This is a genomic window from Streptomyces sp. NPDC107498 (assembly GCF_055582805.1).
This window is the reverse complement of the sequence record NZ_JBVJPE010000002.1, coordinates 160443-182234: the sequence shown is the minus strand read 5'-3', so window position 1 is coordinate 182234 and position 21792 is coordinate 160443. Positions and strand designations below refer to the sequence as shown.

Here is a 21792-nt window from a genome sequence, read left to right as displayed (position 1 = left end):
GGGGTGGGCGTCACGGACGCGGCCAGGGGCGCCCTTCGAGCCGCTCGATGTCCCGGTTGAAGCGTTCGAGGTAGGCGGCGAAGCGGGCCACGTCCTCCGGCGACCAGTCCTCCATCACCCGCTCCAGGCCCTCGACGTTCGAGGCCCGGTCGGCGTCCAGGCGGCGTTCGCCCTCCTCCGTGATGCGGAACTTGCGGGCGATGCCGCCGTCCGGGTCCGGGATGCGCTCCACGACCCCGGCGCGCAGCATCGCGGCGGTCTGCCGGTTGAGGGTGGAGGCGTCGAGGCCGAAGGCCTCGCTGAGCTGCCCGATGGACATCGGCCCGTGCATCCGGATGCGGGTGAGGAGGACGTACGCGCTGCGGTCGAGGTGACCGCCGGCCGCCCGGGAGCGGGGCCCGTACAGGTGGGCGTGCCGTCCGAGCAGCATGCTCTCGAACTCGACCAGGTGGGTGGGCTTCTCCATGAGGGCATTCTCTCCTGTCGCGGAACCATGTGCACGATGCACAGCTTGTGTATGCAGCAATTGATGTGCATCATGCATATACCTGGTTCCGGAAAACCGAAGAAAGCACGAGGAAGAACCCGTGGACGGCTCCAAGCCCGAGGCCCGCCCCGGCGGCGTCGTCGGCGTCCTCGCCCTGGCCGGCATCGTCGCCGCACTCATGCAGACCCTGGTGGTGCCCCTCATCGGCGACCTTCCCAGGCTGCTCGGCACCACCGCCTCCAACGCCTCCTGGGTGATCACCGCCACCCTCCTCGCCGGAGCCGTCGCCACCCCCGTGGCCGGCCGGCTCGGCGACACCCTCGGCAAGCGGCGCGTCCTGCTCGTCTCCGTGGTCCCGCTCGTCGCCGGCTCGGTCGTCTGCGCGCTCGCCCCCTCCGTCGTCCCGATGATCGTCGGACGCGGGCTCCAGGGCCTCGGCATGGGCGTCGTCCCCCTCGGCATCAGCCTGCTCCGCGACATCCTGCCGCCCGAGAGGCTCGGCGGCTCCATCGCCCTGATGAGCGCCTCCATGGGCGTCGGCGGCGCCCTCGGCCTGCCCTTCTCCGCCGCCGTCGCCGAGAACGCCAGCTGGCGCGTGCTCTTCTGGGTCGCCGCCGGACTGAGCCTCCTGGTCGGCGCCCTGATCTGGCGCCTCGTCCCCGCCGGACGGCGCGCCGCCGCCCCCGGCCGCTTCGACCTGCCGGGCGCCCTCGGCCTCGGCGTCGGGCTCGTCGCCCTGCTGCTCGCCGTGTCCAAGGGCGCGACCTGGGGCTGGGGCAGCGGCACCACCCTCGGGCTGTTCGCCGTCGCGGTGGTCGTCCTGCTCGCCTGGGGCGCCTGGGAGCTGCGCACCGCCGACCCGCTCGTCGACCTGCGCGTCACCGCCCGGCCGGTCGTCCTGATGACCAACGCGGCCTCGGTCCTGGTCGGCTTCGCCATGTACGCGCAGTCGCTGGTCGTCCCCCAGCTCTTCCAGCTGCCCGAGGCGACCGGGTACGGCCTCGGGCAGTCGATGATGGCCATGGGCCTCTGGATGGCCCCGGCGGGCCTGATGATGATGATCCTGGCACCGCTGGGCGCCAGGCTCTCGGCCGCCCGCGGTCCCAAGGTCACGCTCTCGGTCGGCGCGCTCGTCATCTCCGCCGGGTACGGCTCCTCCCTCGCCCTGATGGGCTCCACCTGGGGCCTGCTCGCCGTGACCCTCGTCTGCAACACCGGTGTGGGACTCGCCTACGGGGCCATGCCGGCCCTCATCATGGGCGCGGTGCCGCAGGAGGAGACCGCCTCGGCCAACAGCTTCAACACGCTGATGCGCTCCATCGGCACCTCCGTCTCGGCCGCCGTCATCGGCGTCGTCCTCGCCCAGATGACCACCACCCTCGGCGGCCACGTGCTGCCCTCCGAGGACGGCTTCCGGGTCGCGATGCTGATCGGCTGCGGTGTCGGCCTCGTGGCGGCGGTCGTCGCCGCGCTGATCCCCGCGAGGTTCGCCGCGCCGGCCGCCGGAGACGCCCCCGGCACCGGGCCGGGCGCCGGTCCGCGCGCGACCTCGCGGGCCGGCACCGCCTGAGCACCGCGCCTCCGGGCCCGTACGTCCCGGACCGAGGGCCTCGCTGGGCCGCCGTGCCCGCCCGGGGAACGGCGGCCGGGGCCGGTCGGGTGGGTGCCAGTGGCGCTCGTGACGACCGAGTGCAGACTGGTCCGGGCGGCGATGAAGAGCCGATTGCGCCCGTCGCCGCCCCAGGCGGTGTCGGCGACGGGCTCCGGGACGTCCAGCCGTCCGATCAGGGTGCCGCCGGGGTCGTAGCAGTGCACGCCGTCGCTCATCGCGGCGGCCCGGAGGCGGCCGTCCGCGTCGGGGCGGAGGTCGTCGAAGCGGGCCTTCCCGCGGGCCGAGGCGTCGGCGAAGACCTTGCCGCCGGAGAGCGTGCCGTCCTCGCGCACGTCGAAGACCCGGATGAGGCCGGCCCGCGTGTCGGAGACGAACAGCCGCTTCCCGTCATGGGAGGAGACCAGTCCGTTCCTGCATCCCTCGCGCATGCCGAACCCGATCCTGCATGCAAGGAAGACCGCAGGACCATCCACGGTCTCCACGAGGAACTTTCGAACGGAGAGCGGTGGATCACACGGCCCCGGCCTTCCCCTCCTCCTCCGCCTCCAGCGTGAACAACGCCCCGTCCGGGTCCCGGACCATCACCCGGCGCTCCTCGTCGCCGCCCGACGACCGCACGTCGGCCCACTCGCCCCCCGGCAGCACCGTTCCGCCGTGCGCCACGACCGCCTCCCGGGCCGCCGCCAGATCACGCACCCGGAACCGGACCAGCCAGCGCGGCCTCGACTGCGGCCGGGGCGAGGCGGATTCGACCGGTCCGCTGTCGAGCCGGGCGACGGCCTCGCCGTCCCGCCGCAGCACCACCCGGTCGTGCTCGTACGACACCTCGCAACAGCCGGGGCTCCCGTCCGCCCAGCGGAGCACCCCGCCGTAGAACACGGCCGCGTCGAACGCGTCGCGGGTGTGCAGCTCCACCCAGGCCGGGGCCCGCCGCTCGCCGACGTGCCAGCGGGAGACCAGCCGCCCCTCCCACACGCCGAACGCCGCACCCTCCAGATCCGTCGCGATCGCCGCCCGGCCCCGCAGCGGATACGCCAGCGGCCCCACGCCGATCGTGCCGCCGCGCTCCCGGATCCGCGCCACCGCCGCGTCGGCGTCGTCGACGGAGAAGAACACCGTCCAGGCCACCGGCACCCCCGGCTCGGCGGCCACCGCCGCGATCCCGGCCACCGGCACCCCGTCCCGCTCACCCACCACGTGCACGTCGTCGCCGAGCGCACCCCGACGGAACGTCCAGCCGAGCACCGCCCCGTAGAAGCGCTTCGCCGCCTCCAGATCGCGTGCGGACAGATGCAGCCAGCACGGTGCTCCCATCCCGGTCGTCGGCCCCGACACCGGCACCACCTCCTCGTCGTCCTGAGTCCGTGCGCCCCTTCCCCGCCCGACTGCCCCGCAAGCGCCCACTCACCCACGTGCCGCCGATCACCCCGCCCCGGGTACCCCGAACGGGTCAGCGGGCCGCGCGGGACGCGTACGCGCGGACGTCGGCGTCCGCGTCGTCGGCCGCCCCGACGAGCGCGGCGCGCGCCGCCGGTTCGGTCCGGTGGGCGAGGAGCGACAGGACGGCGGCCTTGCGCACGTCCGCGTTCGGATCGGCGAGCGCCCCCGCGAGCGCCGGGACGGCGAGACCGGGCGGCGCCGCCCGGAGCGCGGTCGCCGCCCCGGACCGCACCTGCCAGGCACGGTCGCCGAGCGCCGCGTCCGCCCCCGCCGCGTACGCCGGCGGGCAGCCGGTTCCCGCGAGCGCGGCCAGGGCGGCGCCCCTGACCAGCGGATCGGGATCGTCGAGCAACGGCGCCAGCGGCTCCGGCGCCGGGGTCCGCACGGCCGCGAGACCACGGGCCACCGCGACCCGGACCTCGCGCGCCGGATCGCCCGCGGCCCGCGCGAGCTCCCCGACCGCGTCCACCGAGACCAGGGCCCGCACGGCCTGGACCCGCACCTCCACGGAAGGGTCCGCCAGCGCGCCCGCGTACAGTCCGGCGGCCCCGAGCCGCAGCGCCCGCAGGGCGTCGAGCGCGGCGGCCCGCACCGCCGGATCGGGCACGCCCAGGGCCTCCCGGAGGCCCTCCGCGAGCACCGGCTCGGCGGGCAGCACCTCGACCAGCTCCCGCAGCGCCGCCGCGGCCGCGGCCCGGACCGGCGCCGCCTCGTCCCGCAGCCGGGCGGCGAGCACCGGACCGGTCCCGGCCGGCGCGGTCTCCCCGAGCGCGGTGACCGCGGCGGCCCGCACCGCCGGGTCGGAGTCCGTCAGGTAGGGGCCGAGCGCGTCCAGGTCGGGGGAGTCCTCGACGAGCGAGAGCAGCCGCAGCAGCCGGGGGTGGGGCGGCGCGGGCGCGGGGACCCCGGCCGGCGCGTCGGCGGCGGCCGCGGGGCGGGCCGGGACCGCCGGCACCGCGTCCCGCGCTCCGGCCGTGGCCACCGGTACGAGCGCCACCTCGCCGAGGAACCGCTCGGGGCCGCCGGGCGGCGAGAACTCCGGCACCGGCACGACGTACGGCTCGACCGGCCGGGCCGTGAACTCCATCGCCCCGGAAGGCGACTTCCGCAGGTCCAGGTGGTGCAGCCAGTCCGTGTCGTCCCGCTCGGGGTGGTCGAGCCGCTCGTGGTAGAGGCCCCACCGCGACTCCGTCCGGGCGAGCGAGGCCCGCGCCGCCATCTCGGCGCAGTCCCGGATGAACGACACCTCCGCGCAGCGCATGAGCTCGTGCGCCGTGCGCGCGCCCATCCCGGCGATCTCCGTCGACATCCGGTCGAAGGCCTCCACGGCCAGGGAGAGCTTCGCCCCCGTCTTCGGCGGCGCCACGTAGTCGTTGACGAACCGGCGCAGCTTGTACTCGACCTGGGGCTGCGGCGGACCGTCGGGGTTCCGCAGCGGCCGGTAGACGAGCTCGTGGGCGGCCGCGAGCTGCTCCCGGTCCAGCTCGCCCTCGTACGCCCGGTACCGGGAGGCGTCCTCGCCCGCCAGGTCGCCGAAGACGAACGCCCCGATCATGTAGTTGTGCGGTACGGAGGCCAGGTCCCCGGCCGCGTACAACCGGGGCACGGTCGTGCGGGCACGGTCGTCCACCCGCACCCCGGAGGCCGAGTGCCCGCCGCACAGGCCGATCTCCGAGATGTGCATCTCGATGTCGTGGGTCCGGTAGTCGTGCCCCCGGTTCTCGTGGAAGGTGCCCCGGGTGGGCCGCTCCGTGGTGTGCAGGATCGACTCGACGGCGCCGATGGTCTCCTCGGGGAGATGGCTCAGCTTCAGGTACACCGGCCCCCGGTCCGAGGCGAGCTCGGCCGCGAACTCGGCCATCATCTGCCCCGACCAGTAGTCCGACTCGACGAACCGCTCGCCGTGCCGGTTCACCTGGTACCCGCCGAAGGGGTTGGCGACGTAGGCGCAGGCCGGCCCGTTGTAGTCCTTGATCAGCGGATTGATCTGGAAGCACTCGATCCCGGTGAGCGCCGCGCCCGCGTGGTACGCCATGGCGTAGCCGTCACCGGCGTTCGTCGGGTTCTCGTACGTCCCGTACAGATAGCCGGAGGCGGGCAGACCGAGCCGCCCGCAGGGGCCGGTGGCCAGGATCACGGCCCCCGCGCGGACGACGACGAACTCCCCGGTGCGGGTGTGGAACCCGGCCGCGCCGACGGCCCGGCCGTCGTCCGGGTGGGTCAGCACCCGCACCGGCATGACCCGGTTCTCGATCCGGATCCGCTCCCGCATCTCGCGCCGCCGCAGCTGCCGGTAGAGGACCTTCTTCACGTCCTTGCCCTCGGGCATCGGCAGCACGTACGAGCCGGACCGGTGCACCTGCCGGACCGCGTACTCCCCGTGCTCGTCCTTCTCGAACTTCACCCCGTACGACTCCAGGCGCCGGACCATCGCGAAGCCGCGGGTCGCCGTCCGGCGGACGGTGGACTGGTCGACGAGGCCGTCGTTCGCCCGGGTGATCTCGGCGACGTAGTCGTCGGGTTCGGCCCGGCCGGGCACGACGGCGTTGTTGACGCCGTCCATGCCCATGGCCAGGGCGCCGGAGTGACGGACGTGCGCCTTCTCCAGGAGCAGGACGTCCGCCCCGCGCTCGGCGGCGGTCAGCGCCGCCATCGTGCCGGCGGTGCCGCCGCCGATCACGAGCACGTCGCAGGAGAGCTCGGTCGCGTCGGCGAGATCGGGGACGGTCAGGGGGGTGTCCACGGGGTGCCTTTCTCGGGGGGCCTACGGGAGAGGGGACGGAGGGTCAGAGCGAGTCGAGGACGCGGCGGCGCAGCACCGCCGTGGCGGGCGCGTCCCGGGCGTCCCGCGAGCGCGGGTGCGGCACGTCCAGAACCTCGCCGGACGCGAACAGGACGACCCGGTCGCCGAGGTGGAGGGCCTCGTCCACGTCGTGGGTGACGAAGACGACGGTCGCGCCGGTGCCGCGCAGGATCTCCACGAGCAGGTCCTGCATCCCGGCGCGGGTCGTCGCGTCGAGCGCGCCGAACGGCTCGTCCATCAGGACCGCGCGGGGCCGCCCGGCGAGCGCCCGGGCCAGCTGGACGCGCTGCCGCTGCCCGCCGGACAGCCGGCCCGGCAGCCTGTCCGCGTGCCCGGCGAGCCCGACCCGCTCCAGCCACTCCTCCGCCGCTCGGCGCCGCTCGGCGCGCGGGACGCGGCGGATCGCGAGCGGCAGCTCCACATTGGCCCGGACCGACCGCCAGGGCAGCAGGGCGTCGTGCTGGAAGACGAACGCCCGGTCGGCGCCGGGCCTCCGGACCGGCTCCCCGTCCTGGGTGACCCGTCCCTCCAGCGGGGGCAGCAGCCCGGCGAGCGTCCGCAGCAGGGTCGTCTTCCCGCAGCCGGAGGGGCCGACCACGGTGAGGAGTTCACCGGCCGCGATCCGCAGTCCGAGGGGACCGGACACGGCGGCACCGCCCGGGTGACCGAGCCGGACGCCGTGCAGGGCGAGTTCCGCACCGGTCGGCACGGCGGTGGTGACGTGCGGGCTCGCGGTACTGGTGGCGCTCACGGCACCGGCTCCTTCTCCAGCGGGGGGACGAGGGGCGTACGGGCGGGGACGGGGGCCGCCGAACGGGCCGGGCCGGCCGCGCCGCGCTCCACGGCGCTCGGCAGCCAGGCGGTGACCCGGCGGCCGAGCGCCTCGACCGCCGTGGAGGTGAGCCGGCCCAGGACCCCGATGGTGGCCATGCCGACGAAGACCCCGGGGTAGTCGACGACCGTGTAGTCCTGCCAGGTGCGGTAGCCCACCCCGTACTCGCCGGAGATCATCTCCGCCGAGATCACACAGATCCACGCGACCCCGATGCCCACCGAGAGCCCGCCGAAGACGCCCGGCAGGGCGCCCGGCAGGACCACCGAGAACAACACCCGGGCCCGGCCCCCGCCCATGGTGAGCACGGCCTCCTCCCACGCCGGGTCCAGGGCCCGCACCGCGTGCCGGGTCGACACGAGGACGGGGAAGAACGCGGCGGCGCAGGTGATGAAGACGATGCCCTGCTCGTTGGTGGGCAGCAGCAGGATCGCGACCGGCACCAGGGCGATGGCCGGCACCGGCCGCACCACCTCCACCAGCGGGCCCAGGACGTCCGCGGCCCACCGCGACCGGGCGACGGCCGTCCCGGCCGCCACCCCGAGGACGGCCGCGAGCAGGAAGCCCAGCGCGATCCGGCGCAGACTGTGGCCGAGGTCCTGCCAGTACGCCTCGGTCCCGATCCGGTCGGCGAGCGCGGAGGCCACCTCGACGACCGTGGGGAACTGCTCGAACCGCAGCCACAGGTTGACGTCCAGGGAGGTCAGCAACTGCCAGACGCCGAGCGCCGCGAGCGGGGAGGCCACCCGGACCAGGCGGCGGCCCCAGCTCATGACGCGAGCCTCACGGCGTCCGCGTACCCGACGGTCCGGGAACCGGCGTGCCCCGCGACGTACCGCTCCGCGCCCTCCCGCGTCACGAACGCGCGCCACTGCCCGCCGTCCTGGACCCACACCGCGCGGTCCGCGAACCAGAGCGTCCCCGTCACCGCGTCCGGCACGTACGCGGCCCGGACCGCCGCCCCCCTGACGGCCTTGAGCAGCGCCCCGGGGCTGTCGAAGGTACGGGTCGACCCCCGCCCCTTCAGCCAGAGCTCGGACCTGGCGGCGCCCGCCTTCGGGTACGGGGCTCCCGGGACCGCCCGCCGCAGCGGGGCCGCGTCGACGAAGGCGTCCACGTCGACGTCCTTCACCAGACCGGCCTCGGCCAGGACCGGCACGTCCTCCTTGAGCGCGGCGACCAGCTCCGGACGGAGCGCCGGGTCGAAGGTGGCGATGCCCTGGGCGCCGTTGTAGAGGTAGACCACCTCGGCGGGCAGCCCCGTCTCCTTCGCGACCGACTCGGCGGACGCCACCGGACGGCGGCGCAACTCGTCCGTGGCCCGCCGCTGCGCACGCAGGAACGCGTCGAGGACCTCCGGCCGCCGCTCGGCGAACCGCTCGCGGACGGTGACCCCGTGGAAGGTCGGCAGGTTCAGCTCGGCCCCGTCGTACAGCGCCGTCGCCCGGCCCTGGAAGGCGAGCAGACCGGGCCAGGCGACGAACTGGGAGAGCGCGTCGGCGGTGCCCGCCGTCAGGGCCGAAGCACCCACGCTCGGCTGCTGGTTGACCTTGTCGACGTCCTTCGCCGGGTCGATCCCGGCCCGTCGCAGGGCCCGGACGAGCGTGCCGTCGGCGGCCGAACCGACGCTCGTGGACACCTTGCGGCCCTTGAGGTCCTTCAGCGTCCGCAGCGGCGAACCGGGGGCGGTGACCACGGTGTTGAGGCCGCCGCGCAGGTTGTACCCGGTCACCGCGACGAGCCGCGTCGGCTCCTTGAGCTGCTTGCCGCGCGCCGCGTTGATCAGCAGCGGGAAGTCGCCCATCGAGCCGATGTCGATCTTCCCCGCCGTCATCTGGGCGGTGATCGGCGCACCGGTCGCGTAGTCCTGCCAGACGACCCGGTAGGCGACGCCGTCCTTCTTTCCGCGCGCCGCGAGCTCCTCCTCGAAGTAGCCCAGGGAGCGGAGCAGCGTGCCGGCGGTGACGGTGTTGATGGTCTTCGACTGGTATCCGACGGTCACCGTGACCGTCCCCCCGTCCGCCGGATCGTCGGCCCCGCCGCCGCAGGCGGTGGCGAGCGGAAGGAGCAGGGCGAACGGGAGGGACAGGGCGAGTCTTCGTGCGCGCATGGGAGTTCGGCCTTTCACCGGAGCAGGTAGGGCATGTTGACGGTCACCGCGCCGGTGGGACAGCGGGCCGCGCACGGGCCGCAGTACCAGCACTCGTCCACGTGCATGTACGCCTTGCCGTCCTCCTCGCGGATCGCGAGCGAGTCGAGCGGGCACATGTCGACGCACAGCGTGCAGCCGTCGATGCACTTCGACTCGTCGATGGTGACGGGCACGTCACCGCGCTGGGGGACCACAGGCATGGCTGTCTCCGGGAAAGGGGGGTACGGGGAAGCGGGAGGTCAGAGGGAGCGGCGGAGCACGCCGCTCATGGTGATGCGGTCGCCGCGGAACCGGATGAACTCCAGGTCCACCGGCCGTCCGTCGGGAAGCCGGGTCAGTCGCTCCAGCATCAGGACGGCGGCACCGCGCGGCGCCTGGAGGACGGCGGCGGAGTGCGCGTCGGCGTTGACGGCCTCCAGGGTGATCTCGGCGTGTCCGAGCGGGCCGCCGGTCAGCTGCTCCAGGAGCCGGAACACGTCCGTGTTCTCCAGGTCGCAGCCGAGGAGCTCGCCCCCGATGTCCATCGGGAGGTACGACAGGTCGAGCGAGAGCGGCAGTCCGTTCAGCCGGCGCAGCCGCTCGACGCAGAGCACGTCCGCGTGCTCGGGCAGGCCCAGCCGGTGCGCCACCGGCCCCGGGGCCCCGACCGGGCCCATGGTCCGGACCTCGTTGGTGACCCTGCCGTGCTCGTGCAGTGTCTCGGCGAGGCCCTGGAGCCGGTCGAGACCGTGCGGGTACTTCTCGCAGACCACCACCGTCCCGACCCCCGGCTGCCGGTCGACCAGCTGCTCGCCGCGCAGCAGGTCGAGCGCCTGCCGCACGGTGTTGCGGCTGGCCCGGTAGTCGGCGGCGATGACGTCCTCCAGGGGAAGGACGCCGCCGGGGAAGCCGCCCGCCAGGATCTGGTGGCGCAGCAGGTCGGCGAGCTGCCGTGCCCGGTCGGCGCGCAGCCGCCGACGGCGGGCGGCTGCGACGGGACGGGCGGCGGAAGCGGGTTCGGCGGGCATGGCACGGAACGTAGCGGCGGACCGGCCCCGATGGTGTTGCCGCAACATTGCGCCACCTGACGCCCCCTCCGTACGCCTCTGACCTGCGGCGACGCGAGGAAGGTGACGAGATCCGCCACTCCGGCGCCCAGCACGTGGACAGCCGGGCGCCCACCATGTGGGAGGGGTCAGCCGGTCGGGCCGTGGACCTGGACCCGGAGGGCCACCGAGAGGTGGTGGTGCAGCATGCCGAGGACCGGCTCGTCCGGGGCGAACAGGCCGGCGGCCAGCTTCCAGTACCGGGGGAGCACGGGACCGTCGTCCAGGGCGAGCAGCCCGAGGAGCCGGCGCCGGAAGTCCGGCGTGTCCGGCTCCCCGCGCGCCCGGGCGTAGGCGGAGACGAAACAGTCCAGGGCCCCGCCGCCCTGCGGGGCCCGCCCGGCCCGCACCTCGGCCGAGGCGAGTCCGTACGCCTCGGCGAGCCCCTCGTAGAGCACGACCGGACGGTACGCGCCGTCCGGGAGCGGCGGTGCGGGCCGGAACTCCGGCCGTTCGAGGCGCGGATCGGTGACGAGGGCGTGCAGCCGGGCGAACGCGAGCACCTGCTCGGGGCCCGGCTCCTCCGGAGGCCGCGGCACCACCGCGTCGAGGACCGTGGCCACCACCCGCCCCGGCAGCCGCGCCGGCAGGGCCCGCCGCCAGAACCGGACCAGGGCGTCCGTGTCCGGAGGGGCGGGCAGCGCACCGAGCAGCCGCAGCCGCTCCGCGCGCTCCCCGGCGGCGCACTCCCGGAGCAGCCGCAGGGAGGCCTCCTTCCAGCGCAGTGCCACCAGTTGGGAACCCACGTCCCGCAACCGCCCCGCGACGGCCTCCTCGAGGACCGCGTCGGCCCCGTCCCCCTCGAGGACCCGCTCCACCTCGGGCACCGGCAGGTCGAGCGCGCGCAACGACCGGATGAACCGCAGCCGGTCGAGCGCCTCGGCCCCGTACCTGCGATGCCCCCCGGAGCTGCGGGCCGCCTCGGGCAGCAGACCGCGATCGGAGTAGAACCGCACGGTCTTGACGGTGACCCCCGCCCGCGCGGCCAGCTCCCCGATGCTCCACAGACCGTCGGACGACACGGGTCGAACCTCCTTCGACGGGATCCGGTGATCTTCGGGCCCGTCCATTCTGCCGCCCGGTTCCCGACCGGCGGACTTGAATCTCCCGCAGGGGGAGTTCCTAGCGTGACCGCGGGACATCCCCGAGGAGCGACGAGGAGACGGTCATGACGACGTTCGTACTGGTGTCGGACGCCTTCACCGGCGGCTGGGTGTGGGAGGAGACCGCCGCCCGGCTGCGGGAGGCGGGAGCGGAGGCACACCCCGTGACCCTGACCGGGACGGGGGACCGGCGCGCCGGGGCCGGACCCGACACCGGCCTGGAGACGCACGTCGAGGAGCTCGTCCGGCTGCTCGACGGGATCACGGCGGCCGAGGTGGTCCTCGTCGGGCACGGCTACGGCCTGCACCCGGTGTTCGGCGCCGCCGACCGGCGGGCCGGACGCGTCGCCCGGATCGTCTCCGTGGACACGGGACCCCCGGAGGGCGGCGAGCCCGCCGTGCGTTCCGTACCCGACCCCGAGGTCCGGGAACTGCTCGCCCGGCGGCCCGAAGCGGCGGTCCCGCCGCCCGCGCCGGGCACCTGGTCGCGGTGGGGCAGCGTCGAGGGGGTCCCCGCCGACGCCCTCGCCCGGCTGGAGCGCGAGGCCGCGCCCCAGCCGGCCCGCACGCTCACCGAGCCGCTCCGCCTGACCGGCGCCACGGACGCCCTGCCGAGCACCGGCGTCCTGTGCGCCGCCAACGGGCAGAGCATCGCCATGGTCGAGACGGCCGTGGCCTCGGGCCCGCCCCAGTTCAGGGTGCTGACCGAGGACCGGTTCCGTTTCTTCGAACTCGCCACCGGGCACTGGCCGATGCTCTCCGCGCCCGGGGAACTGGCCGAGGTGCTGCTCCGCGCGGCGGCCGGCGAGGGCCACCGGGTGGCGGCGCCCGAGGGCGCGCACGAGGCGCCGCCCCACCTCCGGCCCTTCCTCGTCGACGTGCCCGAGCGGCCGCGCGAGCGCGTCGGACGGATCGACCTCCACCTCCCGGACGCCGAGGGGCCCCGGCCGGCGGTCGTCTTCGTCCACGGCGGCCCCGTCGAGGCCGACCGGCGGCCCACCCCGCGGGACACGCCGTTCTTCCTGGGATACGGCCGCTGTGCGGCGGGCGCGGGCGTCGTCGGGGTCACGGCGGACCTCCGCCTCCACGGCCTCGCCGACTACCCGCGGGCCGCCCAGGACCTCGCCGACGCCGTCGAGCAGGTGCGGGCCGACCCGCGCGTCGACGGGGACCGGATCGCGCTCTGGTTCTTCTCCACCGGCGGGCTCCTCGCGGCGGACTGGCTGGCCGCGCCCCCGCCGTGGCTGCGGTGCGTGGCGGCGAGCTATCCCGCCCTGGCGCCGCTGCCCGGCTGGGGGACGGTGGAACCCCGCTTCCGTCCGGTGGACACCGTGGGCACGGCGGACGGGCCGCCGGTCGTCCTGGTCCGCGCCGGCCTGGAGCACGAGGTCTTCGCGGCGACCGTCGAGGAGTTCCTGACGACCGCGAAGGAGCGCGGGGCCGACGTCGAGGTCGTCGACGCGCCGCACGCCCCTCACGCCTTCGAACTGGTCGACCCCACCGACGAGTCCCGAGCGGTCCTGGAGCGGTCGATGCGCGCGGTCCTCGCCCGGCTCCGGGACTGATCCGCCAGGAGTCCGCCGGGCGGACCGGGGAGGGGCAGGGGGCCCCGCCCCGGTCCGCCCGGCCGCCGCCTACGAGGAGCGCGCCGCGCGCCGACGCCGGAAGGGCCCGTTCACGTCGGCGACCGTGCCGGACGCCCGGTTGGACTCCGGCAGCCGGCCGTCGCGCACCGAGGACGGCTCCGTCCGTAGAGGTTGGTGGGCCGCTCGCCCCGGCCATCTTCTTCGTGCAGCCGGTGGCCTCGGCGGCGAGTGCCTCCAGGTGCGACAGGTCGAAGCCGATGTCCTGCTTCAGGGGCGGCGGCGCGTCGAAGTCGCCCTGCCCGTGTCGCGCCCGGACGTGATGTCGTCGTCGATCTCCAGCGCGCCGGCACCGGAGCCGACCGACTTGGTGACGATCTGAAGGGGCGGTGATGATGCGGCATCGGACGGCGTACCCCCCCGAACGGCCCTCCGGGGAACGTGAGTTCGCTCCGCACGGATGATCAACAGCCTCTCGCGGCGTGTGCGGGATTGACCGGGGCGCTTTATGGAGGGGCGGATGATCGGCCGTCCTGGGACGGTACGGCGGTGGCGGCGGGACGTCCCCCGGGGAGGGCCCGCCGCCACCGCGGTTCACCGGGGGTCCGGGCGCCGGCCGCGTCGGGGCACGGAATTCAGGAGCAGCCGGGTGTACGGGTGTTCCGGCGCGTCCAGAACGCGCTCGGTCGTGCCCGTCTCCACGACCTGGCCGGACTTCAACACCAGGACCTCGTCCGCGACGTGCCGGACCACGGCCAGGTCGTGGGTGACGAACAGGTAGCCGATGCCCGACTCGCGGCGGATCGCGCCGAGGAGTTCGAGGATCTGCGCCTGGATCGACACGTCGAGCGCGGCGACCGCCTCGTCGAGGACGAGGACCCTGGGCTCCACGGCGAGGGCGCGGGCGATCGCGACGCGCTGGCGCTGCCCGCCGGAGAGGCCCCGGGGGAGGGCCGCGGCCTCGCGCGCGCCGAGACCCACCTGGTCGAGGAGCTCGGCGACCCGGGCCCGGCGCCCGTCCCGGTCGAGGCCGGTGTGGAGGCGCAGGACCTCGTCCAGGCAGCCCGAGACGGTCACCCGGGGATCGAGCGAGAGGTACGGATCCTGGAAGACCATCTGGATCTCCCGGGCCCTGGCGAGCCGTTCGGCCCGGCCCCGGGCCCGCGCGGAGCGGTCCCGGCCGTCGAGGCGGACCGTGCCGCAGTCCGGGCGCTCCAGGCCCACGAGCATCCGGACCGTGGTCGTCTTGCCGCTGCCGGACTCCCCGACGAGGGCGAGGCAGGACCCGGGCGCGAGCGCGAAGGACACGCCGTCGACCGCCGTGTGGTCCCCGTACCGCTTGCGCAGTCCGTCGACGACCAGGCCGTCTTCGAGCAGGACGGTCACAGCGTGATCCCTTCTTCGGCCCGGTGACAGGCGGCGAGCCCGTCCCCGTGGCGTACGAGCGCGGGCGCCTCCTCGGCACAGCGCGGCACCGCGTGGGCGCAGCGCGCGGCGAAGGAGCAGCCGGGCGGCGCCTCCGCGAGGGAGACGGGACGGCCCGGGACGGGCCGGGGGGCCGGCGCGCCCGCTTCGATGCGCGGGGTGCAGGCCAGCAGGCCCGCCGTGTACGGGTGGCGCGGCGCGTCGAACAGCTCGTCCGTGGACCGGGTCTCCACGATCCGGCCCGCGTACATGACGTACACCCGGTCGCAGACGGCGGCGGCCAGTTCGAGGTCGTGGGTGACGAACAGCATGCCGGTGCCCCGTTCGGCCCGCAGCCGGGCCAGGATCGAGACGACCTCGGCCTGGGTGGTGACGTCGAGCGCCGTCGTCGGTTCGTCGGCGACGAGGAGGGCCGGCTCGCTCGCGAGGGCCGCCGCGATGACGACCCGCTGGAGCATGCCGCCGGAGAACTGGTGCGGACGGCGGCGCAGGGCGCCGCGCGGGTCGCGGATGCCGACCGCGTCGAGGAGTTCCTCGGCGCGGGCGGTCGCCTCGGCGGCGGGCGTCCCGGCGGCGCGCAGCCCCTCGGTGAGGAAGTCGCCCACCCGCCGCAGCGGGTTGACGGAGGCGCGCGGGTCCTGGAAGACCATGGAGACCCGCCGGGCGCGCAGCGCGGTCAGTTCCGCGCGGTTCATCGCGAGGACGTCCCGCCCGGAGACCCGTACCTCACCCTCGGTGCGGGCGCCGGCGGGCAGCAGCCCGAGGACGCTGCGGCAGGCCACGGACTTGCCGGAGCCGGACTCGCCGACCAGGCCGACCGTCTCCCCGGGCCGCACGGTCAGGCTCACCCCGTCCAGGATCGGACGGGCGGCCCGGTCGCCGGCCAGGCGGACGCCGAGGCCCTCGATCTCCAGGACCGGCGCGGTCCCTCCGTGTGCGCGCATGCCGTTCACCGTTCCCGCTTCGCGATCCGGTCGGCGAGCCCCTCGCCGACGATGCCGAACGCCACCACCGCGAGCACGATGCACGCGGAGGGCGCGAGGGCCGGCAGCATCGCCCCCTGCAGGACGGCCGCCTGCCCCTCGTTGATCATGGCGCCCCAGTCGGCGGCCGGCGGCTGCACCCCGAAGCCGAGGAAGGACAGCGCCGCCAGGTCCATCAGGGCGTACCCGAAGTTCATCGCGGACTGGGCGAAGACCGTCGGCGCGATGTTGGGAAGCAGATGGCGTACGGAGACGGTCCAGCCGGACCAGCCCTGCACCCGGTACGCCTCGATGTACGGCCGGGCCTTCTCCTGCCGCGCGACGCCCCGCACCAGCCGGCCCACGTACGGGGTGTAGGCGACGGACATGGCGATCACGGGCGCGGTGAGACCCGGGCCGACGACCGACACGAGCAGGATCGCGAGCAGCAGGCCGGGGATCGCGAAGACGAGGTCCATGGACCGGGACAGCAGCGTGTCCGTCCAGCCGCCGCGCCAGGCCGCCACCACGCCGAGGAGGGTGCCGAGCAGGGTGGACGCGCCGACGACGAGCAGCGGCCCGAGCAGCCCGGTGCGGGCGCCGTGGAGCAGCCGGGACAGGATGTCCCGTCCCGACTGGTCCGTGCCGAGGAGATGGTCGCCGGTGGTGCCGACGAGACTCGCCGACAGGTCGAGCGCCTCGGGGTCGTACGGGGCGAGGACGGGCGCGAGCAGGGCGACCAGGACGAGCGCGGCGAGCACCGCGACCGAGACCGCGAAGAGCGGCCCCCGGCCGAACGGGCGCAGGGCGCGCAGCCCGGGCCTGCGGTACGGCACCGCGGAGGTGGTGGAGGTCATCAGGAGCCTTCCCCGAGGGAGAGACGGGGGTCGATGAGCGGGGCGAGCAGGTCGACGACGAGGTTGACGAGGACGAAGGCCGCGACGCTGAGCAGCGTGACCGCCTGCACGACCGCGAAGTCCTTCGCGGTCACGGACTGCACGAGCAGCGAGCCGAGCCCGGGGACGTCGAAGGCGGTCTCGACGATCGAGGTGCTGACGAGGAGGCCGGCGAGCATCGTGCCGCCGACGGTGACGACGGGCCCGAGCGCGTTGCGCAGCACGTGCCGGCGGACCACGGACCGGCCCGCGACGCCCCGGGCCCGCGCCACCTCGACGTGCTCGCGTCCCAGTTCGTCGAGCATCGCCGAGCGGGTCACCCGGGCGAGGAGGCCCGCGAAGGACAGGGCGAGGGCGAAGGCCGGCAGGGTCAGCTGGTACAGCCGCTCGGAGAGGCCCGCCGGGGTGCCGCCGCCCGGTCCGGGGAACCAGCCGAGCTGGACGGAGAAGAGCGAGACGAGGGCGATGGCCGTCACGAACGAGGGCGTGGCGGTGGCGACGCCCGTGCCGATGAGCACCATCCGGTCCGGCAGGCCGGGGCGCAGGGCGCCGAGGATCCCGGCGGTCACCCCGAGCACCGCGACGAGCACGGCCGCGTAGCCGACGAGCAGGGCGGTGCCGGTGAGGCGCGAGCCGATGAGCGAGGCCACGTCCTGGTGGTACTGGGCGGAGCGGCCGAAGTCGCCGCTCAGCACCCCGCCGAGCCACTTCGCGTACTGGGTGACCAGCGGGTCGTCGAGGTGGTGCTCCGCCCGCAGGGCCGCCACGGCCGAGGGGGTCGCGGGGCGGCCGTGCAGGAGGAACGACACCGGGTCGCCGGGGGCCAGGCGGACGGAGCCGAAGACCACGAGGGAGGTCGTGAACAGCACCGCCGCCAGGCCGAGGAGCCGTCCGACGAGGTAGCGCGTCATCGCTTCGGGGCCCCGATCGTCGCGGCCCACGGGAAGTAGAGCTGGGCGATGCCGGTCGGCGCGCCGGTGATCCGCTTGCCGAGGAAGACCGAGTAGGGCGCCTCGTACACGGGGATGACGGGCAGCTCGTCGAGCGCGATCCTCTGGAGCCTCGCGGTGAGTCCGGCGCGCTCGGCCGGGTCGGGCTCGGAGTTCGCCCGGTCGAAGGCGACGTCGAACTCGGCATGGGACCAGCGGCCGTAGTTCCCGAAGTCGCCGGTGCGCAGGTACTGGTAGAACTCCAGCGGGTCGGGCGTGTTGTCGTAGCCGTTGGTGATGACCAGGTCGAGGCCCTCGCGCGCGTCCGGGTCGACGAAGATGCTGCTGTACGCGTCCGGCGAGACCGGCTTCAGGACGACGTTCAGGCCGATCCGGCGCCCCGCTGCCTGGACGGCGTTGGCGACGACGCTGATCTCGGGCGCCATGGTGCTGGTGGCGAGGGTGACCGTCCGGCCGTTCGCGTGGGCCTCCTGGACGAGCTCCTTCGCCGCCTCGACGTCGTACGCGGGCTCGGGCAGCGTGTCGAAGAGCTCCGCCGTCCTCTCCGGGGCCAGCGCCCAGGCGCCGCGCGCGACGGGGGCCTTGGCGGGGACGCCGACGCCGCCGGCCGCGGCCTTGATGATGTTCTTCCGGTCGAGGGCCATCGACAGGGCCTTGCGGACCTTGAGGTTGCCGAGCGCGCCGTGGAAGTCGAGGACCGCGAGGTTCGCGGAGGCGGTGTTGGGGCCGAAGAGGAGCGAGCCCCTGCCGCTCGCGCGCAGCTGGGCGAAGGACGAGGACGGGACCATGTAGCCGCCGTCCGCGGTGCCGGAGAGGAAGGCGTTGGTGCGGGCCGCGACGTCCTCGACGAAGGTGAACCGCACCTTCTCGGACTTGGGGGAGAGCCCCTCGTCCCAGTAGGCCGTGTTCTTCTTGAGGGTGATGCTGTCGCCCTGCGCCCAGCTGTCGAGGGCGTAGGGGCCGGTGCAGTTCAGCCTGCCCCTGGGGGTGCCGTAGTCCTTGCCCTCCTTCGCCAGCGAGGCGGCGCTGACGACGGTGCCGGGGGAGGCGGCCATCAGCTCGTGGAAGAGGACGTCGGCCTTGCCGAGGCGGATGGTGACCTCCAGGGGGCCGGTCTTCTCGACGGCGTCGACGGTCTTGAAGGAGGAGCCCCAGGGGGAGCCGGTCCGCGGGTCCATCTGGCGCTCGAGGGAGGCGACCACGTCGTCGGCGGTCATGGTGGTGCCGTCGTGGAACCTCACCCCGGGGCGCAGGGTGTAGACGAGGGTGCGCGGGTCGGGCCGCGACCACTTCACGGCGAGGCCGGGGACGATCCTCATGTCGGGGGTGACCCGCAGCAGTTGCTCGCACACGTTGGCGAGGACGGTGTTCGGCGGGTAGTCGTACGCGAGGGCGTAGTCCAGCGTGTACGGCTCGGCGTACAGGGACCAGGTGAAGGAGTCCAGCGGGCCCTGCGCGGGCGGCGAGGTGGGGCCGGCCTCGAAGTGCGGGCCGCCGCCGGCCACGGGCGGGGTCGTGGCGCCGGAACAGGCGCCGGTGGTGGCCGCGAGCGCGGCGGTACAGACGAGAAGCGCGATGGCTCTGGGCATGCGCATGGGACCCACCCCTTTACGGGTGTAGTGACGGGCTCGGGGGGATGGAGCGAGTATTGGTGCGGGAACGTTCCCGCACAAGACCTGCGGCCAACTTTGCGGGAACGGTTTTGCGCAGGTCGCGAGGGTGGCAGCATCACCCCCATGACCGAAGCATCACGGCACGGCGGGCAGCCCTCGCCGCCCGTTCCGCGCGTTCGCCTCGTCGACGTGGCCCGTGAGGCGGGCCTGTCCAAGACGACCGTCTCGGCGGCGCTCAACGGCACCGGCAGGCTCTCCCCCGAGGTGCGGGAGAAGGCCCGCGAGACCGCGCGCAGAATGGGCTACCGGCCCAACGCCGCCGCGCGCCACCTGCGCGCGGGACGGGCCCGGCTGATCGGGTACGTGGTCGGCGAGTTCGCCGCCACTCCCTGGGCCACCTTTCTCGAGTCGCCGTACTTCGCCCGGCTGACCGGCGTCACCGCGGCCACCGCGCTGCGCCGCGGCTACGCCGTGGTGCTGCTGCCCGCCGGCTCCCTGCAGAGCGAGTGGGCCGACCTGTCCCTCGACGCGGTGGTCGTCGCCGACCCCGTCGCCGACGACCCGGTCGTCGAAAGCCTCCTCGCGGCCGGCATCCCCGTCTTCACGGACCGCTCCGTCGAGGGGACGGCGGGGGCCTACTGGGTGGACGTCGACGCGGGCGGCGTCGTCCGCGAGGCCCTCGACCACCTCCACGAGCAGGGGGCCAGGCGGCCCGTCGTCGTGGTGCCGGACAGCACCACCCGCTTCCACGCCGAGGTGTACGCCGCCCACCGGCAGTGGTGCGCGGCCCACGGCCTGCCGGAGCGGGTGGTACGGGTCGGGGAACCGGGCAACGGGCCGGTCGTGCGCGGCGTCGAGGCCGCGCTGACCGCCGACGGGCCGGAGCGCCCCGACGCCCTGCTCGTGGTGGCCGAGGCGAGCCCGCCCCTCGTCCTGGAGGCGGCGCGCCGCCACGGGTACGGGGTCCCGGACGACCTGTTGGTCGTCCTGGTCAGCGAGGACGCCACGGCCCTCCTCACCGACCCGCCGGTGACCACCCTGAGCCTGCGGCCCGAGGCGATCGCGGAGGCCGGCGTCGAGCACCTTGTCGCGGTCCTGGAGCACGGCCGCCGGGAGCCCGCCGGGACGCTCGTCCCGACCCGCCTCGACGTCCGGGCGTCGTCGGTGCGACGGAAGGCGTAGGGCCCGGTCAGACCGCGTGGACCAGCCGTCCGCCCACGTACGTCCGCTCCACCCGGGCCTCGGCGATCTCCTCCGGCGGCCCGGTGAGGACGTCCCGGTCCAGGACGACCAGGTCGGCGAGGTGGCCGGGGCGCAGGCTGCCGGTGTCGTCGAGGCCGTTCACATGGGCGGTGCCCGCCGTGTAGGCGGCGAGCGCCGTGGTGAGGTCGAGGCGCTGCTCGGCGTAGAAGACCCGGTCGTCGGTGGCCTCGGGGTCGCGGCGGTTGACGGCGACGTGGATGCCCGCGAGCGGGTCCGGGCTGCTGACCGGCCAGTCGCTGCCGGCGGCGAGGGTGGCCCCGGCCCGTACCAGATCGCCGAACGGGTACTGCCAGGCGGCGCGTTCGGGGCCCAGGAACGGAATGGTCAGCTCGTCCATCTGCGGTTCGTGCGCGGCCCACAGCGGCTGGATGTTGGCGATGGCGCCGAGCGCCGCGAACCGGGCCAGGTCGTCGGGGTGGACGACCTGGAGGTGCGCGAGGTGGTGCCGGTTGCCGCGCCGCCCGTTCGCGGCGATCGCGGCCTCCAGCGCGTCCAGGGCCTCGCGCACGGCCCGGTCGCCCAGCGCGTGGAAGTGGACCTGGAAGTCGAGCGCGTCGAGCTCGGTCACGTACCCGCGCAGCGCCCCGGGATCGACGAAGCTCAGCCCGCTGTTGGCGGTGGCGCAGCCGCAGCCGTCCAGGTACGGGGCGGTCATGGCCGCGGTGAAGTTCTCCGCGATGCCGTCCTGCATGATCTTCACCGATCCGGCCCGGAACCGGCCGAGGCTGAACTTCTCGCGGCGGGCGACCAGTTCGGGGATCTGCTCGGAGCCCCGCTCCCGGTCCCACCAGAGCGCCCCGGTCACCCGGGCGGTCAGCGAACCGTCGCCGGCGGCCGTCAGGTACGCCTCCGACGGGTCGGCCATGCCGCCGAAGGAGCCGAGCAGCGCGTCCTGCCAGGCCGTGATGCCGAGCGAGTGCAGCAGCTTCTGGGCGCGCAGCAGACCGGCGAGGCGGTCCTCGGCGGTGGCCTCCGGCACCAGTCGGCCGACCAGGCCGATCGCGCCCTCCTGGAGCATGCCGCTGGGGGAGCCGTCCGCCTCCCGCTCGATCCGCCCGTCGGCCGGATCGGGAGTGCCGGCGGTGATCCCCGCGAGCTCCAGGGCGCGGGAGTTGGCCCAGGCGCCGTGGTGGTCCCGGTTCGACAGCAGGACCGGCCGGTCGGGGACGACGGAGTCGAGCAGCCGCCGGGTGGGCAGTCCGCCCTCGAAGCTCTCCATCGACCAGCCGCCGCCGGTGATCCAGGCGCGCTCCGGGTGGGCGTCCGCGTACTCCCGGATCCGCTCCAGGTAGTCGGCGACGCCCACCGTTCCGGTGAGGTCGCACTCGGCCAGCTCCTTGCCGCCGCCGACGGCGTGGATGTGGGCGTCCTGGAAGCCGGGGAGCAGCAGCTTCCCCGTCAGGTCGACGACCTCCGTGCCGGGCCCGACGAGGTCCCGCACCTCGTCGTGGCCGACCGCCGCGATCCGCTCGCCGACGACGGCGAGCGAGGTCGCCCGGGTGCGGGCCGGGTCCGCCGTGAAGACGGGCCCGCGGGTGAAGACCAGATCGGCCGTGGTCATGGGCGCTCCAGAACATGTGGTGTCG

At 74.9% G+C, this 21792-nt stretch carries 19 protein-coding genes and 1 pseudogene; 4 read left to right on the top strand and 16 right to left on the bottom strand.

Annotation, left to right across the window (positions count from 1 at the left end):
- Nucleotides 1-10 precede the first annotated feature (10 nt).
- The gene (locus ACZ66Z_RS04075) at nucleotides 11-466 is read right to left on the bottom strand and encodes a MarR family winged helix-turn-helix transcriptional regulator (RefSeq protein ID WP_469932420.1); all 456 of its coding nucleotides are present in this window, start codon (nucleotides 464-466) and stop codon (nucleotides 11-13) included.
- A gap of 121 nt (nucleotides 467-587) precedes the next feature.
- Between ACZ66Z_RS04075 and ACZ66Z_RS04070 the strand changes: the two genes are divergently transcribed.
- Nucleotides 588-2057, top strand: coding sequence for an MFS transporter (locus ACZ66Z_RS04070; RefSeq protein ID WP_469932419.1), 1470 nt, complete (start codon nucleotides 588-590; stop codon nucleotides 2055-2057).
- A gap of 68 nt (nucleotides 2058-2125) precedes the next feature.
- Here the strand turns inward: ACZ66Z_RS04070 and ACZ66Z_RS04065 are convergent.
- From ACZ66Z_RS04065 to ACZ66Z_RS04025, 9 genes and pseudogenes are all read right to left on the bottom strand, one after another.
- Nucleotides 2126-2518 (bottom strand): annotated as a pseudogene (locus tag ACZ66Z_RS04065) (SMP-30/gluconolactonase/LRE family protein); the annotation flags it as partial.
- Nucleotides 2519-2609: 91 nt separating this feature from the next.
- A complete protein-coding gene (locus ACZ66Z_RS04060) occupies nucleotides 2610-3443 on the bottom strand; it encodes a VOC family protein (RefSeq protein WP_469932418.1) in 834 nt (277 codons plus the stop codon).
- Between the two features lie 106 nt (nucleotides 3444-3549).
- The gene (locus ACZ66Z_RS04055) at nucleotides 3550-6282 is read right to left on the bottom strand and encodes a fumarate reductase/succinate dehydrogenase flavoprotein subunit (protein ID WP_469932417.1); all 2733 of its coding nucleotides are present in this window, start codon (nucleotides 6280-6282) and stop codon (nucleotides 3550-3552) included.
- 43 nt (nucleotides 6283-6325) lie between these two features.
- On the bottom strand, nucleotides 6326-7093 hold the full coding sequence (locus ACZ66Z_RS04050; RefSeq protein WP_469932416.1) for an ABC transporter ATP-binding protein: 768 nt from the start codon (nucleotides 7091-7093) through the stop codon (nucleotides 6326-6328).
- Nucleotides 7090-7947 (bottom strand): ABC transporter permease, encoded by an 858-nt coding sequence (locus ACZ66Z_RS04045; protein WP_469932415.1) that lies wholly within the window; start codon nucleotides 7945-7947, stop codon nucleotides 7090-7092. The genes ACZ66Z_RS04050 and ACZ66Z_RS04045 overlap by 4 nt, the downstream gene beginning before the upstream one ends.
- Entirely contained in the window at nucleotides 7944-9284 is a 1341-nt protein-coding gene (locus ACZ66Z_RS04040) for an ABC transporter substrate-binding protein (RefSeq protein ID WP_469932414.1), read from the bottom strand. The genes ACZ66Z_RS04045 and ACZ66Z_RS04040 overlap by 4 nt, the downstream gene beginning before the upstream one ends.
- 14 nt (nucleotides 9285-9298) lie before the next feature.
- Nucleotides 9299-9526: a 4Fe-4S dicluster domain-containing protein gene (locus tag ACZ66Z_RS04035; RefSeq protein ID WP_030689518.1), complete on the bottom strand. Its 228-nt coding sequence runs from the start codon at nucleotides 9524-9526 to the stop codon at nucleotides 9299-9301.
- Nucleotides 9527-9565: 39 nt separating this feature from the next.
- Complete coding sequence (locus ACZ66Z_RS04030; RefSeq protein ID WP_469932413.1) at nucleotides 9566-10333, bottom strand: GntR family transcriptional regulator; 768 nt, start codon at nucleotides 10331-10333, stop codon at nucleotides 9566-9568.
- Between the two features lie 167 nt (nucleotides 10334-10500).
- Complete coding sequence (locus tag ACZ66Z_RS04025) at nucleotides 10501-11433, bottom strand: MerR family transcriptional regulator (RefSeq protein WP_469932412.1); 933 nt, start codon at nucleotides 11431-11433, stop codon at nucleotides 10501-10503.
- Nucleotides 11434-11579: 146 nt separating this feature from the next.
- Between ACZ66Z_RS04025 and ACZ66Z_RS04020 the strand changes: the two genes are divergently transcribed.
- Both ACZ66Z_RS04020 and ACZ66Z_RS04015 read left to right on the top strand, forming a co-directional pair.
- Nucleotides 11580-13079, top strand: coding sequence for an alpha/beta fold hydrolase (locus ACZ66Z_RS04020; RefSeq protein ID WP_469932411.1), 1500 nt, complete (start codon nucleotides 11580-11582; stop codon nucleotides 13077-13079).
- A 259-nt stretch (nucleotides 13080-13338) separates the two neighbouring features.
- Nucleotides 13339-13479, top strand: coding sequence for a hypothetical protein (locus ACZ66Z_RS04015; RefSeq protein ID WP_469932410.1), 141 nt, complete (start codon nucleotides 13339-13341; stop codon nucleotides 13477-13479).
- A gap of 212 nt (nucleotides 13480-13691) precedes the next feature.
- Here the strand turns inward: ACZ66Z_RS04015 and ACZ66Z_RS04010 are convergent, their stop codons facing one another.
- From ACZ66Z_RS04010 to ACZ66Z_RS03990, 5 genes are read right to left on the bottom strand one after another with little or no spacing between them, the layout of a single operon-like run.
- Nucleotides 13692-14474, bottom strand: coding sequence for an ABC transporter ATP-binding protein (locus tag ACZ66Z_RS04010; RefSeq protein ID WP_469932731.1), 783 nt, complete (start codon nucleotides 14472-14474; stop codon nucleotides 13692-13694).
- Nucleotides 14475-14479: 5 nt separating this feature from the next.
- Complete coding sequence (locus ACZ66Z_RS04005) at nucleotides 14480-15466, bottom strand: ABC transporter ATP-binding protein (RefSeq protein ID WP_469932409.1); 987 nt, start codon at nucleotides 15464-15466, stop codon at nucleotides 14480-14482.
- A gap of 5 nt (nucleotides 15467-15471) precedes the next feature.
- Nucleotides 15472-16341, bottom strand: coding sequence for an ABC transporter permease (locus ACZ66Z_RS04000; RefSeq protein WP_469932408.1), 870 nt, complete (start codon nucleotides 16339-16341; stop codon nucleotides 15472-15474).
- Complete coding sequence (locus ACZ66Z_RS03995) at nucleotides 16341-17291, bottom strand: ABC transporter permease (RefSeq protein ID WP_469932407.1); 951 nt, start codon at nucleotides 17289-17291, stop codon at nucleotides 16341-16343. The genes ACZ66Z_RS04000 and ACZ66Z_RS03995 overlap by 1 nt, the downstream gene beginning before the upstream one ends.
- Nucleotides 17288-18925 (bottom strand): ABC transporter substrate-binding protein, encoded by a 1638-nt coding sequence (locus tag ACZ66Z_RS03990; RefSeq protein ID WP_469932406.1) that lies wholly within the window; start codon nucleotides 18923-18925, stop codon nucleotides 17288-17290. Before ACZ66Z_RS03990 ends, ACZ66Z_RS03995 begins: the two co-directional genes overlap by 4 nt.
- A 141-nt stretch (nucleotides 18926-19066) precedes the next feature.
- Between ACZ66Z_RS03990 and ACZ66Z_RS03985 the strand changes: the two genes are divergently transcribed.
- Complete coding sequence (locus tag ACZ66Z_RS03985) at nucleotides 19067-20125, top strand: LacI family DNA-binding transcriptional regulator (protein WP_469932405.1); 1059 nt, start codon at nucleotides 19067-19069, stop codon at nucleotides 20123-20125.
- A 7-nt stretch (nucleotides 20126-20132) separates the two neighbouring features.
- Here the strand turns inward: ACZ66Z_RS03985 and ACZ66Z_RS03980 are convergent, their stop codons facing one another.
- Entirely contained in the window at nucleotides 20133-21767 is a 1635-nt protein-coding gene (locus tag ACZ66Z_RS03980; RefSeq protein ID WP_469932404.1) for an amidohydrolase, read from the bottom strand.
- Nucleotides 21768-21792: the final 25 nt, after the last annotated feature.

Excerpts from the sequence above, each read along its gene's own strand:
- ACZ66Z_RS04045 (WP_469932415.1), bottom strand. The coding sequence starts at position 7,947 with ATGAGCTGGGGCCGCCGCCTGGTCCGGGTGGCCTCCCCGCTCGCGGCG.
- ACZ66Z_RS04030 (WP_469932413.1), bottom strand. The coding sequence starts at position 10,333 with ATGCCCGCCGAACCCGCTTCCGCCGCCCGTCCCGTCGCAGCCGCCCGC.
- ACZ66Z_RS03980 (WP_469932404.1), bottom strand. The coding sequence starts at position 21,767 with ATGACCACGGCCGATCTGGTCTTCACCCGCGGGCCCGTCTTCACGGCG.
- ACZ66Z_RS04000 (WP_469932408.1), bottom strand. The coding sequence starts at position 16,341 with ATGACCTCCACCACCTCCGCGGTGCCGTACCGCAGGCCCGGGCTGCGC.
- ACZ66Z_RS04020 (WP_469932411.1), top strand. The coding sequence starts at position 11,580 with ATGACGACGTTCGTACTGGTGTCGGACGCCTTCACCGGCGGCTGGGTG.
- ACZ66Z_RS04035 (WP_030689518.1), bottom strand. The coding sequence starts at position 9,526 with ATGCCTGTGGTCCCCCAGCGCGGTGACGTGCCCGTCACCATCGACGAG.
- ACZ66Z_RS04075 (WP_469932420.1), bottom strand. The coding sequence starts at position 466 with ATGGAGAAGCCCACCCACCTGGTCGAGTTCGAGAGCATGCTGCTCGGA.
- ACZ66Z_RS03985 (WP_469932405.1), top strand. The coding sequence starts at position 19,067 with ATGACCGAAGCATCACGGCACGGCGGGCAGCCCTCGCCGCCCGTTCCG.
- ACZ66Z_RS04040 (WP_469932414.1), bottom strand. The coding sequence starts at position 9,284 with ATGCGCGCACGAAGACTCGCCCTGTCCCTCCCGTTCGCCCTGCTCCTT.
- ACZ66Z_RS03995 (WP_469932407.1), bottom strand. The coding sequence starts at position 17,291 with ATGACGCGCTACCTCGTCGGACGGCTCCTCGGCCTGGCGGCGGTGCTG.
- ACZ66Z_RS04005 (WP_469932409.1), bottom strand. The coding sequence starts at position 15,466 with ATGCGCGCACACGGAGGGACCGCGCCGGTCCTGGAGATCGAGGGCCTC.
- ACZ66Z_RS03990 (WP_469932406.1), bottom strand. The coding sequence starts at position 18,925 with ATGCGCATGCCCAGAGCCATCGCGCTTCTCGTCTGTACCGCCGCGCTC.